We start from the raw sequence: 15,962 nt of genomic DNA on the forward strand, positions 1-15,962 counted from the left end.
TCCTCTCATGCGTGGGTGATTGTGTGACTCAGGCTACAGTGAGCCGTCGATTCGTACAGTGGTTTTGTTAACGAAAATTCGCAGTGATTACTTGAAGTGGGGCGCGCGTTTCTGCAGCATCGCCATCGCGCCTTCTTTGAAGTCCTCGCCAGTGAGAAGTTCTGCCTGACCGGTATTTTCGAGCTCCAGCGCAGCATCGAGGCGGTCCAGTGTCACCGCATTGAGCGCGCGCTTGGTGAGTTCGAGGGCGCGTCGGGGAGCCTTCGACGTGCGATCGACGACGGAGTCGACGAGTGCGTCGAACGCGTCGTCGGCGACGGTGCGGGACACGAGCCCGAACCGCTCTGCGTCCTCGGCGGAAACTCGCTCGCCCAGCAATGCCATCTCGGCCGCTCGGGCGCGTCCGATCGCTGCCGGTACCAACGCACTGGCGCCGCCGTCGGGCATCAGACCGATGTTGACGAAGGAGAGGAGGAAATAGGCGCTCGATGCGGCGTACGTCAGGTCCGCGGCTAGAGCGATGGACACTCCGACGCCGGCGGCCGGGCCGTTGACCGCGGCGATCACCGGGACCGGGGCGCTGGTGATGGCGCGAATCAGCGAAGTCGCCGAATCCATGACGACTTTCGGGTCTGCGGGGTTGACGGCCGCTGCGGCGAGGTCGGCTCCGGTGCAGAACGCTCGACCGGATCCGGTGATGACGATGGTGCGAACGGCCGGGTCTGCGCCGCCGTCGTGGACGGCAGCTGCGAAAGCAGTCATCGTGGGCAGATCGATCGCGTTCATCCGCTTCGGGCGGTCGAAGGTCAATCGCAGTACACCGTCGGTGATTTCGGAGCGAAAGCCCGTCTCGGCGGTGGCGGTCATGCCGCGCTCACAGCCGTGACGAATCCGGAAAGCCGTGAGGTGATGAGGTGTTCGGCCTCCGAGACCATGCGGTCGATCATGTCTGCGACGGTCGGGATGTCGTTGATCAATCCTTGGCTCTGTCCGGCGGACCAGATGCCTGCATCGAGGTCGCCGTCCTCGAAGACCTTGCGTCCGCGGGCTCCGGCTACCAGATGCTGAATGTCGCTGAACTGCGCGTCGCCACGTGCTTCGATGTCGACGACCTCGGCACTGATCGCATTCGCGGCTACGCGCGCGGTGTTGTGAAGCGTCCGGAAGATCAGCTTGGTGTCGCGTTCGGTGTTTGCGACAATCTGCTCTTTAACCGATTGTGCGACAGGGGATTCCGCGGTACACATGAAGCGAGTTCCCATGTTGACGCCGTCTGCTCCGAGCGCAAGCGCCGCGACGAGTCCACGTGAATCTGCGATTCCGCCTGAAGCGATCACCGGAATCGTGAGTTGCTGCGTGGCCGCCGGAATCAGAATGAGCCCTGGTATGTCGTCCTCGCCTGGGTGCCCGGCGCATTCGAAGCCGTCGATGCTGACGGCGTCGACGCCCAGTCTCTCGGCTTTGACCGCATGTCGAACTGCAGTGCACTTGTGGATAACCTTCACGCCCGCGTCCTTGAAATGCGGAAGATGATCGATCGGATTGGAACCGGCGGTTTCGACGATCTTGATCCCGGATTCGATGATCGCCTGGCGGTATTCGGCGTACGGCGGCGGCGTGATCGACGGCAGAATAGTGAGATTGACGCCGAAAGGCTTGTCGGTGAGATCGCGGGTTCGAGCAATTTCCTTGACGAGGTCTTCCGGTGTGGGTTGAGTGAGGCCCGTCAAGAACCCGAGGGCGCCGGAATTTGCCGTGGCCGCAACAAGTTCTGCCCGTCCCACCCACATCATGCCCCCTTGCACGATGGGATGGTCAACGCCGAACATTTCGGTGAAGCGAGTGCGAATCATCTGCTCACAACTACTTTCTTACGGTCGGTCATTCGGCATCGAACCCTCTTGCGGGCGAAGAAAACTTCACGCCGCAGGGAACGAGCCCGCCAGCGGACTACGTGCGAGGTTGTGCGAATCGTCACTAACATAACACCGCTGAGAGAGCGGGTGTCAAGACTCTTTTTCCGGAATCCGTCCGCCGCTACAACTGCGTTGTAGGGTTTCGGGTGAAGCAGTACCGGGCGCGAATTGCGACCTTCGCGACGGTTAACATGATCCGTTCGGACTCGCGCCCGTGGAAGTGCGGTGCAGCGGACGAAGGCAGTGCAAGAGAAAGCAACGGAAGTGGAGGGTCAGGTGCCCGGACAGACACGCGTCTCCGTGCGTGGCGGCGACCCTGCACCACGGACGCGTCCGAAGAATCGGAAGGCGCAAATCGCGGCCGCTGCTGCGGAAGCATTCAGCGAACGTGGCTACCACGCGGTGGGCATCGACGAGATCGCAGCGAAGGTCGGAATTTCCGGTCCGGCCCTCTATCGTCATTTCCCCACGAAATACGCCCTGTTCGTCTACACCGTGAACAACCTGACGCAGGCGTTGTTGGATGCCAGCGATCCAGCTGTGCACGGAAACGAAAATCCACGCGAGCAGTTGAACTCCACGATGGTGGGTGTCATCCGCGCGACGATCGAGAATCGGCGCCGGGGAGGGCTCTACCGATGGGAGGGCAGGTACCTGGTCGACGAGGATCGTGAGCAATTGCGGGTGGGAATGCGCACGCTCAATCTTCGGATCGCCGAGCCGCTGGCAGCGGTTCGTCCGGAACTCGACCCGGCGGATGTAGAACTCATCGCGCCCGCCGTGCTCAGTGTGATCGCCAGTATCACCGGTCATCGATCCGCGTTGTCCGCCAAGCAGATCGAAGCGCTGATTCTTGCGGCATGCTGGTCCGTCATCGGCGTCGAATTGCCCGCTGCCGAGGAGGACGGCGCGAGGGCAGGGGCGTCCGAACGCAAAACAGGCCTCGTACGGACGTCGAAACGCGAAGTGCTGCTTCAGGAAGCAGTGTTGCTGTTCTATCAGCGCGGCTACCACGACGTGAGCATCGAGGAGATCGGTGCCGCGGCGGGTATCAACGCGTCGAGTGTGTATCGGCACTTCGCGAGCAAGGCCGACCTTCTTGCTGCGGCCTTCCACCGTGCGTCCGATCGTCTGACTATGACGTTGGGCTCGGCGTTGGCTGAGTCGGAGACTCCTCTCGCGGCCGTCGAGACGTTGGCGAAGATGTACGTCGAGGTTTCGTTCGGAACCAGCGAACTGTTGGCCGTGTACTTTGCCGAGATCGGCAGTTTGCCGGATCGATCACGGACCGAGTTGCGCAACATTCAGCGTTTGAACGTCGAGGAGTGGGCGCACTTGTGTGTCGAGGCGCGTCCGGAGTTGTCGATCGTCCAAGCGCGGTTTCTCGTCCACGCGGCGCTCGGACTGGTCTTCGACATCGGCCGAATCGTGCACTTTTCCTCGGAGAACTCCGCGCAGGCCCGCGTCGAGAAACTGCTGTCCGCGACGCTCCTCGGGTAGTCCCGCCCGAAACAGTAGGTGTGACTTCACGTATCGCGGGTAGGTTCGTGATCGCAAGGCGTTCACCGAATCATGTGAAGACGGAAGTAGGGACAGCAATGCCAACTCGTACCGCACGCACCGCCTGGAACGGCACCCTCGAGGCCGGATCGGGACAGGTGGAACTCACCAGCTCGGGCGTCGCCACCTTCGACGTGTCGTTCCCCAAGCGCGCAGCTGAGGAGGCCGGCGGAACCACCAGCCCCGAGGAACTCATCGCCGCGGCGCATTCGTCCTGCTATGCGATGCAGTTGTCGGCCCTGATCGCCGAGGCCGGCGGGACCCCCCAGAGCCTCGACATCACCGCGGACGTGTCACTCGGCCCCGACACGGTCGGATTCAAGCTCACCGGAATCAAGCTCACCGTTCGCGCCGAGGTCGACGGCCTCGACGCCGACGGTTTTGCCAAGGTTGCCCAGGCGGCCAAGGAAACCTGCCCGGTCAGCAAGGCGCTGACCGGCGTCGACATCACGTTGGATGCGGCCCTGGACTGATCATCTCGCGCTCGGGCGCCCCCTCCGGCGCCCGAGTGCGGTTGTGTGTGACGACCAGGTAGCTCGCGAACAGGATCGGGAGCACCCACAGGTCCGAGGGATCGCGATAGACCAGGATCGGCAAGAGATCTCCGCGGAATCCTCCTGCGGTCAGGCGGAGAAACCCGATCACCCACTCGTATGCGTCGCCGATCGGCGGTATCACCTTCACGGCGGCGAAGCCGATCCCCGTGACTGCGATGGACCAGGCGATCGCTGCTCGCCCCACCAGACTTCGCCTGAGCACCTCGAGAACCGAGAGCAGAAGCAGGGGAAGCAGGAACACACCGGCGACGTCGGACAGCTTGCCCGTCATCGTGTTCCCGAATGCCCCTTTGAGTACGTGGTCGTTGATCAAGATGACGGCCACCGAGACCAGTGCCCACGGATTCAGCAGCAGATCGCCCGGACGGTTCACGACAGGTTGATGGTTGCCGAGCCGGACGAGAACAGATCGCACTTGAACTGAAGGCGCAGACCGGTGGCGGCTTCGGGGACCTCGTACGCCAATTCGCCTCGTTTGGCAGCGCCCGGCGCGAGCTCTCCGTCGACACTCGACGTGCTGCTGTCGGTGAACGTGATGTTGTACGACTTGTTTGCCGAGTCCTGCAGTTCGAAGCACATCATCGACGAGACCGTCGACGGCTTGTCACTGTTGTTGGTGACCTCGGTGTCGACCACGACGTAGCGGTTTCCGGGATCAGCGGTGATGAACTGATTGGTCGAGACGTAGGGATCTACGACGCCGTGTACCTGGACGCGCCAGTCGCCCAGTTCGACGACGTCACCGATTCCGAAGGCGGCCGCAGGTGCGGCGGAAGAACCGTTGTCGTCGACCTTCTTCGCTTCGTCGGTCTCGCCCGAGGCGATGGTTGCGAACAGGGCTGCGCCGACGGCGAGGAGGGCGAGGGGAGTGCGGAGTGATCGCATGATGTGCGCCTTTCGAGAGTTGGTATGGCACAAGTCAACGATGTGAGGACTGCTCACCGCTTCGGTCGAAAGATCGGTCCGCCTCATCCTTTCGGTCGGAGCCTGGCGGTTCGTCCACCCGTTCGGCTGATTCGAGGCGTCGGTGGCGGTGGATACGCTTGCTCGGTGATCACCACCAAAGGAACCGTTGTGCGACGACGCGTATGGACTACCGCCGCTGTCGCGTTCAGCCTTTTCTGTTCCTTCATGACGGTGGGCATCGCAGGCGCGTCGGGAAATATGCCACCGGTATTGGTCGGTATCGGGTTCGTCCTGGGCGTGGCCGGTGGGATATCGCTTGTGTGGCGCCATCAGTATCCCTGGGTGGTTCTGGCGATCACGCTGGTCGGCCCGTTGTTCTTCCCCACCGATGCGACGGCGGCGCTCATCGCATTGTTCGCCGTTGCTCGGATCGCGCGTGGGCCTCGGCTTGCTGCCGCTGCGGCAGCTGTCTTCGTCGCGTGCGGAATTTCGTTGACCTACGACGCTTTTCGCAATCGTGAGTACTCCGTTCTCACGATGGGAACGATGAAACCCAAGGACGGTTCGGCGGTTGTTCAATACGACGTCGCCATCTGGATCCCGTGGCTCGTCGCAGCCGTCATGGTCGGCATCGTCGTGGCGCTCTCGCTCCTGATTCGGACCAGAACCGAACTCGTCGAGGCCGAACACGTACGGGATCTTGCCACCGAGAAAACAGACGTGATGCGCGACGAGATGATTCGCACCGAGGAACGAACGCGGATCGCGCGCGACATGCACGACACGATCGCGGCCAGTCTGAGCCGGATTTCGTTGTTCGCCGGTGGGTTACAGGTTAGCGCGGCAGACAATCCCGAGAAGGTCGTCAACACCGCTGCGATGATCAGAACCACCGCGCACGAGGCTTTGGACGAATTGAAGGGAATCGTCGGAGTGCTCAGGGGAAGCGGTGATCGCCGCGAACACGGCGGGCACCAGGGGATCGACGCGATCGGCGATCTGGTCAACGGTGCACGCGCCGCGGGCATTCACTGCCGTCTCGAATCGGAGCTGCTCCCGGGTGATGTCGGAATGTTGGCGGGGCACGTCTGTTATCGCGTCGTTCAGGAATCGTTGACCAACGTCCAGAAGTACGCGAGCGACCAGATGCTCGTCATTTCGGTGACCGGGTCGCCGCACGACGGAATTCGTATCCTCGCACGCAACAAGCTGAGCGAGCTTGCACCCATGACGTCGATCGGTTCGCGGTCCGGCTTACGCGGGTTGGCCGAACAGGCAAGAGAAATCGGCGGCAAGGTGGAGGCAGGCGCGCTGGGGGACGATTTCCTCGTCAGTTGCTGGGTGCCCTGGTCGTCGTAACCCTCCCACCCTCCGACTGTCGGGGGCTCTGGGTAATCTGAGCGCACTATGGACGCTGACTCGCGCATCACAGTTTTGATCGTCGACAACGACGCCTGGGTTCGGCGCGGAATGAAGGACATCCTGGAAGCAGCGCCGGACATCGTGGTGGTTGCCGAGGCCGAGGACGGCGATCAGGTCGCAGCCAAAGTCACTCGGTTTCGTCCGCACGTGGTGCTGATGGATCTGAAGATGGCACGGGTCGGTGGCTTGGAGGCCACCCGAGAGTTGATGACCATGAGCAATCCGCCGAAGGTCATCGCGATGACCGCCTTCGACGTCGACGACATGGTCGTGCAGGCGGTCGAGGCGGGCGCGCACAGTTTTCTGAGCAAGGACGCGGCCCCACAGGCGTTCCAGCAGGCAGTACGGGTGGTGGCGTCGGACCACTCGTTGTTCAGCTCCGATTCTCTACGTGCCATCGTGGCCTCGGCGCCGCGTCGGCAAGCACCCGACCTGACTCCCCTCGCTTCGCTCACCGAGCGTGAGCGCGAAGTGCTGACAATCCTGGCGACAGGCGCGGCCAACAGCGTCATCGCGGAGCGGCTGTACCTCGGTGAGACCACCGTCAAGACGCATATCTCCTCGTTGTTCGCCAAACTCGGTGTGCCCAACCGGGTGAGTGCGTCGTTGATCGCGTTCCGGTGTGGTCTGGTCACGTGATTCTGTGACCTCGTGACGCGAGCCGGGACTAATCCCGGCCCTGTTCGTTGTTGCACCTTCGGTGACTGATCAAATCGTGATTGACCAAGACGTGACCATCGAAGTGTGGTCTGACGTCGCTTGTCCGTGGTGCTACATCGGAAAGACCAGGTTCCTTTCGGCTCTGGATCGTTTCGAGAACAAGGACCGCGTCAACGTCATCTGGCGCTCGTACCAGCTCGCTCCGGAGACCCCGGTGGGAGAGGGACGAACCGAACTCGACGCCTTGGTCGAGATGAAGGGGATGGCGCCTGAACAGGTACGTCAGATGTTCGCCCACGTCAGCGCGACGGCAGCCGAGGTCGGCTTGACCTTGGACTTCGACACCGTGATCGCCGCCAACACCTTTGATGCGCACAGGTTGCTGCATCTCGCGGGTGAGCGGCAGAACGAACTCCTCGAAGCGCTGTTCAAAGCGCACTTCAGCGACGGCAAGGTGATCGACGACCGTGAGGTGCTGGTCGAGCTGGCCGTGAGCGTCGGCCTCGACGCCGACGTCGTGCGCGAGCAACTGGGCTCCGATGCCGCAGCCGAGGCTGTTCGCGAAGATCTGTCCATGGCCCGCCAACTGCAGGTCAGCGGCGTTCCGTTCTTCGTCGCCAACCGTGCGGTCGCAGTATCCGGCGCTCAACCCGAAGAGGTGTTTCTGCAGTTGCTTACTCAGGCCTCCGAACCGGCCTGAGTAAGGCGAGCGGCACGAACTGCCGGGGCGTTCGAGAACGGCAACAGATGTGCACCGTCGTCGGGGCAGGAAAGCGTGACGTGCGCTGCATCGACGAACCGGTACGGCTGCGCTGCAACAACTCCGGCAAGGTTCTTGCGCAGACGCGACATCTCGGCCCGCGCGGTCACCGTGCGGGCCGGGTCACCGAAAAGATCCTGCGCCAACCGCGATGCGGTCAGTCCACGCCTCTCGGATCCGAGGAGAAACAGAATCTCCGCATGCCTCTGGGTCGGGCAGTAGGCCCATTCGCCCAACCCCGATGTGACGGTCACCGACATGTTCTCGGAATCGCGCAGATCGATATGCACCGTGGGTGCACTGATTTTCTCGCCGGTGGCGATCGGCCGGACCACCCACCCGCCGGGAAGTGGATCCAGTTCGCACAGACCCAAAGCGGGGAACCACGTCCTGCCGGGAGCCAAAGCCGCGGGGAGCAGCACGCGCGAGCGATGAGGTAGCGCATCGACCGCCGCTACCCAGCCATGAGTATCGATCACCAATGCCGGTGATCCGCTACGTGCAAGCATCGGCCCTGCAACAGAACGTAATTGATCGAGATTGTCCCGATGCTTGTCGCGCAGGTGTGATTGAGCGAGGCGTGCGACGGCGTCGACCAGAGCGAGTGTGGTGGGGTGGACGGTCTTGGCGGGACCACTGATGTCGACGACGCCGATGACACGGTCGTCCCGCGGATCGCGGATGGGTGCCCCCGCGCAGGTCCACGGATGATGGCTGCGCGCATAGTGTTCCGCCGAGAAGATCTGAACCGCCTGTCGTGACACTAATGCCGTTCCGATGGCGTTGGTGCCGACGCTGTCCTCGGCCCAGTTCGCACCCTCGACAAATCCCAGACGCGCAGCTTGGTCCAGTACTCGATGGGACCCGCTGCGCCACAGAACAGTTCCGCGAAGATCTGCGACGACCATGATGTTCTCACCGCTCGCGGTGACCGATTCGAGTCCGCGTGTCACGTCGTCGAGGACGTCGTACAGTCCGGACTCACGACGACGGAGATCGAGTTCGGCGACGTCCATGGACGGTTCGACCCGGTTGCGTTCGGGGTCGATACCTAACTCGCGCAGGCGTTGCCACGATTGGCGGACCACGTCCCTTGGGCGGGCCGGTGCGCGGTCTCCGGCCATCGTCGCGTCGTACACCGCGGCGAGGGTCCTCGCGTAGTCGCGAGGATCCTCGCCGGGCGGCATCGCAGGCTCGGGCAACCGCTTTTTCAGCGAAGATACCGTTTTCAGCGAAGACACCGCTTTCAGTGAAGACACCGCGGTCAGCGGTAGACGAGGCCGCCGTCGATGAGACCGGCCTGACCGGTCATGTAGTCGGAATCGGGCCCGGCAAGGTACGAGACGAAACCGGCGACATCGTCGGGGGTTTCAGCTCGACCCAGCGCAATTCCGCCGACGAACTTCTCGTAGGTGGCGCCCTCTGGCGCACCGGTCAACTCGGCGAACCTCTTGTCGATCGTCACCCACATGTCGGTGCCCACGACGCCGGGGCAGTACGCGTTGACGGTGATTCCGTCGGACGCGTATTCCTTGGCCGCAGCCTGAGTGAGGGCCCTGACCGCGAATTTTGTTGCGCTGTAAACACCTAACATGGCGAACCCGTCGTGACCGGCGATGGATGACGCGTTGATGATCTTTCCGCGCTGACCCAGAGCTTGGAACTTTGCTGCTGCAGCTTGAATTCCCCACAGGACGCCGTCGACGTTGACGCTCCAGATCTTGGAGACCTCTTCCGGCGTCGCGTCGGAGATCGGGCCGACGAGAGCGATTCCCGCGTTGTTGACGATGACGTCGAATCCGCCCAATTCCTGGTGTGCATGTTCGACGGCTGCGTGAACCCGCGCGCGATCGCTGACGTCGGCGACAAACGTCGTTGCACGACGGCCGATCTGTCTGATCTCGTCGGCAACCGCATCCAGCTTGGTTTGGTCGAGGTCGACCAACGCGATGTCGGCGCCGTCGTGGGCGAGGCGGAGAGCGATTCCGCGTCCGATGCCTTGGCCGGCGCCGGTGACCAGTACTACCTTGCCCGTGATGCTCATGCAGTTTCTCCTCGTAAGCAGTGAACCGGTTGCCTGGGAACCGGTGAGTGATTTGTATGTGACGGCGACCACAATGCGGAAGGGTTGCACCGTGTTGCAATTCCGCAGAATGGGGCAGCGGTTGCAACCCTCGGCAACCCTCCCGGTACCCCGCGCGACGGCTCCATAGTTGCGCCACCACTTCGCGAATCATCTTGCGAGACAATCTGGGAGAGGGCACATGACCGCTACAGTCGACACACCCACGGAACCGGCCACGCCGAGCCGACAACCGTCACGCCGCTGGATCGGGTTCGGGATCGCGAACCTCGTGATCGTTCTCGTGCTGGCCGTGGCGAGTTGGTACCTTCTGGCCGATCCGACCACCAGTCCCTGGAGTTTCTATCCTCTGCCGTTCAACGCGGCGCTTTTCTGGGCAATCCTTTTTGTTGTGTTCATCGGCTTCAACTGCGAGTTCGCCGGCTTCGACCGACTCCCGCAGCCGGCGAAAGGCCTGGCGATCATGGTCGCGACCGCGGTCTTCGCCGTCGTCGTGACGTGGCTCCTGGCAAACGGCTTGGGGAGTTTGTACCCGGATTTCGCGGCCGATCGTGAGGGCGGCCTCGGATATTTCGCGGGTGCGCTGTTCGTGCTCTTCGGCTTCGGGACCTGGGTGATGGTGGTCCTGAACTGGCAGCATTGGCCGTGGACTTCCCTGGGGATGAAGCAGCCGTTGGTGGGTTTGTGTGAGATCGCGTTTGTCGCCGTCCCGACGCTGGCGCTGTACTTCGTGTTCGGTCTGCCGTCCGTGTCGCTGTCCGCCACGGATCCGTTGATGACCGTCGACACCGTGCTCGGGTGGTTCTACTGCGTCGTGGTGGTTGTGATCCTGACTGGCCAGACGCTCGACAACTGGCCGTGGCGACTGTTCGGCGGCGGGGGTAAGACGGCGCTCGCAGCCACGATCGGTAACTTCGCCGTCGGAACCGGCTTGTACTTCGTGGCACTTCCGGTCGTGAAGACGTTGGTGGGAAGCGATGCCGTTGCCGAGTTGGGCGGTGTGATCCATCAATTCCCGGCGCAGCTCGGGGTGTGCTGGGCTTTCTGGATGATCTTCTGGGCCAACGCCTTCGGTAACAAACCCACGGGCTTTGCGGACGGGGTCAACCTGGCGATCCGCGCGCTGCTCACGTTTGTGCTCGCGGTGGTCACATTCTTGTTCTATTACCGCTTTGCAGCAGAGCACATTCTTCACGAGCCGGCAGTTGTCGACGGATTGCACGGCAATGCACTGGGTTTCGTGGACTGGGCCGTGTTGTGGACGCTGTTCTACGTCGTGGGATTTCAGTCGCTGGGACTCGGCAGATTCAAGCCTGCGGAGGGGTGAGTCGGTTGCCCGCACCTCGGTGCGGGTAACCGGTATCGGACGCCGGCACCGCGTCCACTGATTGCAACAGACTGCAACGCTTGTGACCGGGGCCACTTATGGGATGTGCTGTGTGTCACATTCACAAACAAGGAGAAGTGATGACGCAAACCATCGATTCCGCAGTCACCCCCGAGGTGAAGTTGACGGCGGTGACACCTCAGGAGCGCGTCGACGCCTGGCTGGCGGATTTCGAGTCGGCCCTCGCGGCTCGTGACATCGAGCGTGTGGCAGGCAAATTCGCACTCGACAGCTTCTGGCGAGACCTGGTGTCGTTCACCTGGAACATCAAGACCGTCGAGGGTCGCGAGCAGATCGCCGACATGCTCTCCGCGCGACTCGACGACACCGATCCTTCGGGATTTCGGACGACCGAGACACCCGACGAGGCCGACGGCGTCACGTCAGCCTGGATCGAGTTCGAGACTGCAACCGGTCGCGCGCACGGGCACCTTCGTTTGAAGGGAGATGAAGGTTGGACCCTGCTGACGTCGCTGCAGGAGTTGAAGGGACACGAAGAAGGCAAGGGCACTCGTCGTCCGCGCGGCGCCAAGCATGGGGCAGACCCGAACCGCATCACGTGGGCCGAGCAGAAGGAGATCGAAGACCGCGAACTCGGTTACACCACACAGCCTTACGTCGTGATCGTCGGCGGCGGCCAGGGCGGCATCGCGCTCGGCGCCCGGATGCGTCAGCTCGGAGTACCGGCCATCGTGATCGACAGCCACGAGCGACCCGGCGATCAGTGGCGCGGACGCTACAAGTCCCTGTGCCTGCACGATCCGGTTTGGTACGACCACCTGCCCTACATGCCGTTCCCCGACAACTGGCCGGTGTTCGCGCCCAAGGACAAGATCGGCGACTGGCTCGAGATGTACACCAAGGTCATGGAGGTTCCGTACTGGAGTTCCACGACCTGCACCTCGGCGTCGTTCGACGAGAAGACCCAGGAATGGACCGTCGAGGTCAACCGCAACGGCGAGAAGCTGACGTTGCGTCCCAAGCAGTTGGTGATGGCGACGGGTATGTCCGGCAAGGCCAACGTTCCGACGTTCCCCGGGCAGGACAAGTTCCTCGGCGATCAGCACCACTCGAGCAAGCACCCCGGCCCGGATCAGTACGTGGGCAAGAAGGTCGTCGTGATCGGGGCCAACAACTCCTCGCACGACATCTGCGGCGCACTGTGGGAGAACGGTATCGACGTCACGATGGTGCAGCGCAGCTCGACGCACATCGTGAAGTCGGATTCGCTGATGGATTTGGGCTTGGGCGATCTGTACTCGGAGCGAGCACTGGCCGCCGGCATGACGACACACAAGGCGGACCTCACGTTCGGTTCGCTGCCGTACCGGATCATGCACGAGTTCCAGATCCCAGTGTACGACGCAATCCGTGAGCGCGACAAGGATTTCTACGATCGCCTCGAGAAGGCGGGCTTCGAGCACGACTGGGGCGACGACGGTTCGGGCCTGTTCATGAAGTACCTACGCCGTGGCTCGGGCTACTACATCGATGTCGGCGCTGCCGAACTGGTTGCCAATGGAGACATCAAGCTCGCGCACGGCAATGTTCGTGAGCTGACCGAGAACAGCGTGATTCTCGAAGACGGTACGGAATTGCCTGCCGACGTGGTGGTCTACGCGACCGGTTACGGCTCGATGAACGGCTGGGTGGCGGATCTGATCGGTCAGGACACCGCCGACAAGGTCGGCAAGGTGTGGGGCCTGGGGTCGAACACCACCAAGGATCCGGGACCGTGGGAAGGCGAGCAGCGCAACATGTGGAAGCCGACGCAGCAGGAAGCGCTGTGGTTCCACGGAGGCAATCTGCATCAGTCGCGCCACTACTCGCTGTACTTGGCGTTGCAGTTGAAGGCGCGCTACGAGGGCATCCCGACGCCGGTGTACGGACTGCAGGAAGTGCATCATCTGAGCTGAAAAAGAACTGCTGTGCGCCTTTATTAACCGCGGGAGGTTAATAAAGGCGCACAGCAGGTTCAGCGAAGGGCGTACTTCTTTGCTACTTCGGTGTTCTTGGTTGCGCGCTCGGTAAGGAAGGCGAAGGCCAACCCGAGTACGAGCCAGAGCGTCGCCTGCGTAGCGAGCGAGGAAAGTCGGAACTCCCACAGCAGAGTTGCCGGGAAGTCCTCGCCCACCTCGTTGATGCCGGGAAGCGAGACGTAACCGATCGCGACGATCACCAGGAACGCAGCCACCGGAGCAGCGATGCGCACGCTGAGGAACTCGTGCCCGGAAACTGCCTTTGCCGCCGCTGCTGCCGCGGTGACGGACAGCAGCCCGAGAATCACGGCGGCCAGCCACAGCAGTGTGCGCTGGTTGATGGTGTCGGGATCTCCGACGGCCGGCGGATTGGCCGGGTACTTGAAAAAGGGGACGGCCTCGATAGCCAGCCAACCACCGACGGCGATGGCGATCGCCAACAACGGCCCGGACATTCCGGTGAGTCGTCGAGCGTAATTGGCAACGACCGAGAAGATCGCCCCGAGTGCCAGTCCGGCAAGCGCTGTGGCCAGGAACAGCCCGGCGCGCTGCCCGTCGCGGCTCACCAGTGGTTCTTCTTCGTCACCGTGCGAATGCCCAGCGGCTTCGCCGGAAACCTCACCGGTGGCGCTGTTGGCTTCTTCGATCGCAATGGCAGCGTTGACGTGCGGTTCACCCAGCACGAATGCAACTCCGCCGGCAAGGATGCCTGCGATCAGACCAGCCAACAAACCACGAATGAGAAGCTTCGTGAAATTGTCGGCTAGTGGCACGGCAGGCCCATCAAGTGTCGACCGTCGTGCATCAATTCATGCATGTACATGCCGGTGCGAGAGATAGCGCCCTGGTCGAATCCGACCAGGTAGAGAGCCAGCATCGCGAACAGAACTACTGCAGCGGCGAGGAAAGCAAGACGAGTCGAATCGATCGACGTATCGGGAGAATAGGCGAGAGCCATCGAAGCCTCCTGGGATTTTCGCGTCCCCTAGGTCCATGCGATGGCCGAAGTGTCTGGCTGTCGAAATTGTCGTGCCGAAAAAGGCACTTCACCTCGAATTACAGTGGCGCGACCGCTCCGGGCTTTCACCGGATTCCTGTCGGACCATCGCGTTTACATGCGAACTTTTGCACTACAGCCCGCACCGTGTCAACGCGTGAAGCCGAGATGACCGTCGATTGTGCCCGCCAAGGCAGGCACAATCGCTCGAGATCAGCTCTTTGCGGCGACGTCCAGGACAACTTCGAATTCGAGCAACGACGCACCCGAAGCGACGGGCTTCGCGCGCTCGCCGGAATGGGCTTCACGGGCGGGGCCGTCACGCCAATCGGCGAACGCCTGCTCGGACTCCCACTGAGTCACCACGAAGTAGCGGCTCTCACCGGCGGTGGGGCGGAGGAGTTGGAATCCGAGAAAGCCCGGGGAGTTCTCGACTGCGTGAGCGCGTGCTGCGAAGCGCTTCTCCAGTTCGGGGCCGGCGCCCTCGGGGACCTCGATTGCATTGATCTTCACGACTGCCATGCAAGCGACATTACCCGCGCACCTTCACCGCGTACCGTGACACTCGTGTTGCATGACGAAGGTGGAACGGGACAACCGATTCTGTTGTTGCACGGCCTCATGGGCAGCTCCCGAACGTGGCGACGCCATGTGCCGTGGATCCGCGAGTTCGGCCACGTCTACACCTTCGACGCTGCCGGTCACGGCAGGCCGGCGCCAGCGGCACTGACTACCGAGGCATTCGTCGAGGACCTGACATCGGCGGTTGCGTCCATCGAGGAGCCGATGATCGTGATCGGTCATTCGATGGGGGCTCTGCATGCGTGGTGCTTCGCCGCCGCGCATCCCGAAAAGGTTTGTGCGCTGGTCCTCGAAGACATGGCCCCGGACTTTCGTGGACGCACCGCTGCGGACTGGGCGCAGATGATCTCGGCGTGGCCGCAGCCGTTTGCTTCCGAGGAGGCGATGAAGGAATTCTTCGGCCCCGTCGCCGGCCAGTACTTTCTCGACTCTTTCGACCGCCGCGACGACGGGTGGTACCTGCACGGCGACGTGTCGACCTTCCGCGACATCTCGGAGGAGTGGGGCACGAGGCATTTCTGGGATCAGTGGAAGGCGATCGAGGTGCCGACCTTGCTGATCGAGGGAGAGTTCACCATCACCCCCGAGGGACAGATGCGAGAGATGGCCGAGAGGCCGGGAACTCGGTACGTACGTATTGCCGATGCAGGCCACCTGGTCCACGACGATCAACCGCAGCGCTATCGCGAAGTGGTGACGGAATTCCTTCAGACCGTGAGCTGACTTCGGATCGACGCGCCCACCTGCTCCAGCTCGACGGCTCGCCTGGCGAGGAGTCCAGCAGCGAACTTCGCCTTGTCGCCGCGATGGCGGGGGACGACGTGCAGGTGCGAGTGGAACACGGTTTGGCCCGCGGCACGCCCGTCGTTGACGAGAAAGTTGACTCCGTCAGCGGCGATGTCGCAGCGGCGTAGAGCTCCGGCGATGAGCGTGCCGACGCGGAACATCTCTGCGCCTTCGTGACTTTCGAGAGCATCGAGGTTCTCTGCATGACGCTTGGGGACCACCAGGGTGTGTCCGCGACTCACCGGCCGTGCATCGAGGAATGCGAGAGTTGTCTCGCTCTCGTGAACGAGAATCGCCGGCTCGGTCAGCGCGACGATCTTGCAGAAGACGCAGGAATCGGTGCTCATGCCTACAGAATGTAGTCCGA

At 62.5% G+C, this 15,962-nt stretch carries 18 protein-coding genes and 1 riboswitch; of the genes, 8 read left to right on the plus strand and 10 right to left on the minus strand.

Features of this window, described 5'->3' with window-relative positions; all coding sequences use genetic code 11:
• Nucleotides 1-87: 87 nt before the first annotated feature.
• A complete protein-coding gene (locus AOT96_RS14015; protein WP_065351895.1) occupies nucleotides 88-867 on the minus strand; it encodes an enoyl-CoA hydratase in 780 nt (259 codons plus the stop codon).
• Nucleotides 864-1,853, minus strand: a complete 990-nt coding sequence (locus AOT96_RS14020; RefSeq protein ID WP_064075123.1) for an NAD(P)H-dependent flavin oxidoreductase — start codon at nucleotides 1,851-1,853, stop codon at nucleotides 864-866. The genes AOT96_RS14015 and AOT96_RS14020 overlap by 4 nt, the downstream gene beginning before the upstream one ends.
• 339 nt (nucleotides 1,854-2,192) lie before the next feature.
• On the opposite strand from AOT96_RS14020, the gene AOT96_RS14025 reads away from it, so the two are divergent.
• Both AOT96_RS14025 and AOT96_RS14030 read left to right on the plus strand, forming a co-directional pair.
• Entirely contained in the window at nucleotides 2,193-3,416 is a 1,224-nt protein-coding gene (locus tag AOT96_RS14025; RefSeq protein WP_042923747.1) for a TetR/AcrR family transcriptional regulator, read from the plus strand.
• 98 nt (nucleotides 3,417-3,514) lie between these two features.
• A complete protein-coding gene (locus tag AOT96_RS14030; protein ID WP_007726950.1) occupies nucleotides 3,515-3,949 on the plus strand; it encodes an OsmC family protein in 435 nt (144 codons plus the stop codon).
• On the opposite strand, the gene AOT96_RS14035 is transcribed toward AOT96_RS14030, so the two are convergent.
• Both AOT96_RS14035 and AOT96_RS14040 read right to left on the minus strand, forming a co-directional pair.
• The gene (locus AOT96_RS14035) at nucleotides 3,924-4,406 is read right to left on the minus strand and encodes a hypothetical protein (RefSeq protein ID WP_064111334.1); all 483 of its coding nucleotides are present in this window, start codon (nucleotides 4,404-4,406) and stop codon (nucleotides 3,924-3,926) included. The genes AOT96_RS14030 and AOT96_RS14035 overlap by 26 nt on opposite strands.
• The gene (locus AOT96_RS14040; protein WP_003945701.1) at nucleotides 4,403-4,918 is read right to left on the minus strand and encodes a DUF4352 domain-containing protein; all 516 of its coding nucleotides are present in this window, start codon (nucleotides 4,916-4,918) and stop codon (nucleotides 4,403-4,405) included. Before AOT96_RS14040 ends, AOT96_RS14035 begins: the two co-directional genes overlap by 4 nt.
• Nucleotides 4,919-4,942: 24 nt before the next feature.
• On the opposite strand from AOT96_RS14040, the gene AOT96_RS14045 reads away from it, so the two are divergent.
• From AOT96_RS14045 to AOT96_RS14055, 3 genes are all read left to right on the plus strand, one after another.
• A complete protein-coding gene (locus AOT96_RS14045; protein ID WP_054781748.1) occupies nucleotides 4,943-6,298 on the plus strand; it encodes a sensor histidine kinase in 1,356 nt (451 codons plus the stop codon).
• Nucleotides 6,299-6,346: 48 nt separating this feature from the next.
• Nucleotides 6,347-7,000, plus strand: coding sequence for a response regulator (locus AOT96_RS14050; RefSeq protein ID WP_042451934.1), 654 nt, complete (start codon nucleotides 6,347-6,349; stop codon nucleotides 6,998-7,000).
• A gap of 91 nt (nucleotides 7,001-7,091) precedes the next feature.
• The gene (locus tag AOT96_RS14055; protein ID WP_228232432.1) at nucleotides 7,092-7,721 is read left to right on the plus strand and encodes a DsbA family oxidoreductase; all 630 of its coding nucleotides are present in this window, start codon (nucleotides 7,092-7,094) and stop codon (nucleotides 7,719-7,721) included.
• Here the strand turns inward: AOT96_RS14055 and AOT96_RS14060 are convergent.
• Together AOT96_RS14060 and AOT96_RS14065 are read right to left on the minus strand one after the other, a co-directional pair.
• Nucleotides 7,700-8,968: a GAF domain-containing protein gene (locus AOT96_RS14060; RefSeq protein ID WP_065352848.1), complete on the minus strand. Its 1,269-nt coding sequence runs from the start codon at nucleotides 8,966-8,968 to the stop codon at nucleotides 7,700-7,702. The genes AOT96_RS14055 and AOT96_RS14060 overlap by 22 nt on opposite strands.
• 77 nt (nucleotides 8,969-9,045) lie before the next feature.
• Nucleotides 9,046-9,825: an acetoin reductase gene (locus tag AOT96_RS14065; RefSeq protein ID WP_054826788.1), complete on the minus strand. Its 780-nt coding sequence runs from the start codon at nucleotides 9,823-9,825 to the stop codon at nucleotides 9,046-9,048.
• 220 nt (nucleotides 9,826-10,045) lie between these two features.
• Here AOT96_RS14065 and AOT96_RS14070 point away from each other — a divergent pair, with 220 nt between their 5' ends.
• Nucleotides 10,046-11,191 (plus strand): hypothetical protein, encoded by a 1,146-nt coding sequence (locus tag AOT96_RS14070; RefSeq protein WP_065351896.1) that lies wholly within the window; start codon nucleotides 10,046-10,048, stop codon nucleotides 11,189-11,191.
• Between the two features lie 140 nt (nucleotides 11,192-11,331).
• Nucleotides 11,332-13,167, plus strand: coding sequence for a flavin-containing monooxygenase (locus AOT96_RS14075; protein WP_007726929.1), 1,836 nt, complete (start codon nucleotides 11,332-11,334; stop codon nucleotides 13,165-13,167).
• A gap of 59 nt (nucleotides 13,168-13,226) precedes the next feature.
• Here AOT96_RS14075 and AOT96_RS14080 read toward each other — a convergent pair whose 3' ends face one another.
• The 3 genes from AOT96_RS14080 to mhuD all read right to left on the minus strand — a co-directional run bounded on the left by AOT96_RS14080 (nucleotide 13,227) and on the right by mhuD (nucleotide 14,749).
• Nucleotides 13,227-14,003, minus strand: coding sequence for a CbtA family protein (locus AOT96_RS14080; RefSeq protein WP_054826790.1), 777 nt, complete (start codon nucleotides 14,001-14,003; stop codon nucleotides 13,227-13,229).
• Nucleotides 13,994-14,188 carry a CbtB domain-containing protein gene (locus AOT96_RS14085; protein WP_003945915.1) on the minus strand — a complete coding sequence of 65 codons (195 nt, stop codon included), beginning with the start codon at nucleotides 14,186-14,188 and terminating at the stop codon, nucleotides 13,994-13,996. The genes AOT96_RS14080 and AOT96_RS14085 overlap by 10 nt, the downstream gene beginning before the upstream one ends.
• A gap of 25 nt (nucleotides 14,189-14,213) precedes the next feature.
• Nucleotides 14,214-14,352: riboswitch (cobalamin riboswitch) on the minus strand.
• Between the two features lie 88 nt (nucleotides 14,353-14,440).
• The gene (gene mhuD / locus AOT96_RS14090; RefSeq protein ID WP_007726927.1) at nucleotides 14,441-14,749 is read right to left on the minus strand and encodes a mycobilin-forming heme oxygenase MhuD; all 309 of its coding nucleotides are present in this window, start codon (nucleotides 14,747-14,749) and stop codon (nucleotides 14,441-14,443) included.
• 45 nt (nucleotides 14,750-14,794) lie between these two features.
• On the opposite strand from mhuD, the gene AOT96_RS14095 reads away from it, so the two are divergent.
• The gene (locus AOT96_RS14095) at nucleotides 14,795-15,532 is read left to right on the plus strand and encodes an alpha/beta fold hydrolase (protein WP_065352849.1); all 738 of its coding nucleotides are present in this window, start codon (nucleotides 14,795-14,797) and stop codon (nucleotides 15,530-15,532) included.
• Here the strand turns inward: AOT96_RS14095 and AOT96_RS14100 are convergent.
• Nucleotides 15,517-15,942 carry an HIT family protein gene (locus tag AOT96_RS14100; protein ID WP_003945905.1) on the minus strand — a complete coding sequence of 142 codons (426 nt, stop codon included), beginning with the start codon at nucleotides 15,940-15,942 and terminating at the stop codon, nucleotides 15,517-15,519. The two genes, AOT96_RS14095 and AOT96_RS14100, sit on opposite strands and share 16 nt — an antisense overlap.
• Nucleotides 15,943-15,962 lie beyond the last annotated feature (20 nt).

This window comes from Rhodococcus sp. 008, assembly GCF_001682295.1.
GTDB classification, from domain to species: domain Bacteria; phylum Actinomycetota; class Actinomycetes; order Mycobacteriales; family Mycobacteriaceae; genus Rhodococcus_F; species Rhodococcus_F qingshengii.

Bases quoted from the DNA above. Each gene is read 5' to 3' on its own strand.
- AOT96_RS14015 (WP_065351895.1), bottom strand. From the start codon at position 867: ATGACCGCCACCGCCGAGACGGGCTTTCGCTCCGAAATCACCGACGGT.
- AOT96_RS14020 (WP_064075123.1), bottom strand. From the start codon at position 1,853: ATGATTCGCACTCGCTTCACCGAAATGTTCGGCGTTGACCATCCCATC.
- AOT96_RS14030 (WP_007726950.1), top strand. From the start codon at position 3,515: ATGCCAACTCGTACCGCACGCACCGCCTGGAACGGCACCCTCGAGGCC.
- AOT96_RS14040 (WP_003945701.1), bottom strand. From the start codon at position 4,918: ATGCGATCACTCCGCACTCCCCTCGCCCTCCTCGCCGTCGGCGCAGCC.
- AOT96_RS14045 (WP_054781748.1), top strand. From the start codon at position 4,943: ATGGCACAAGTCAACGATGTGAGGACTGCTCACCGCTTCGGTCGAAAG.
- AOT96_RS14050 (WP_042451934.1), top strand. From the start codon at position 6,347: ATGGACGCTGACTCGCGCATCACAGTTTTGATCGTCGACAACGACGCC.
- AOT96_RS14060 (WP_065352848.1), bottom strand. From the start codon at position 8,968: ATGCCGCCCGGCGAGGATCCTCGCGACTACGCGAGGACCCTCGCCGCG.
- AOT96_RS14065 (WP_054826788.1), bottom strand. From the start codon at position 9,825: ATGAGCATCACGGGCAAGGTAGTACTGGTCACCGGCGCCGGCCAAGGC.
- AOT96_RS14070 (WP_065351896.1), top strand. From the start codon at position 10,046: ATGACCGCTACAGTCGACACACCCACGGAACCGGCCACGCCGAGCCGA.
- AOT96_RS14075 (WP_007726929.1), top strand. From the start codon at position 11,332: ATGACGCAAACCATCGATTCCGCAGTCACCCCCGAGGTGAAGTTGACG.
- AOT96_RS14085 (WP_003945915.1), bottom strand. From the start codon at position 14,188: ATGGCTCTCGCCTATTCTCCCGATACGTCGATCGATTCGACTCGTCTT.
- mhuD (WP_007726927.1), bottom strand. From the start codon at position 14,749: ATGGCAGTCGTGAAGATCAATGCAATCGAGGTCCCCGAGGGCGCCGGC.
- AOT96_RS14100 (WP_003945905.1), bottom strand. From the start codon at position 15,942: ATGAGCACCGATTCCTGCGTCTTCTGCAAGATCGTCGCGCTGACCGAG.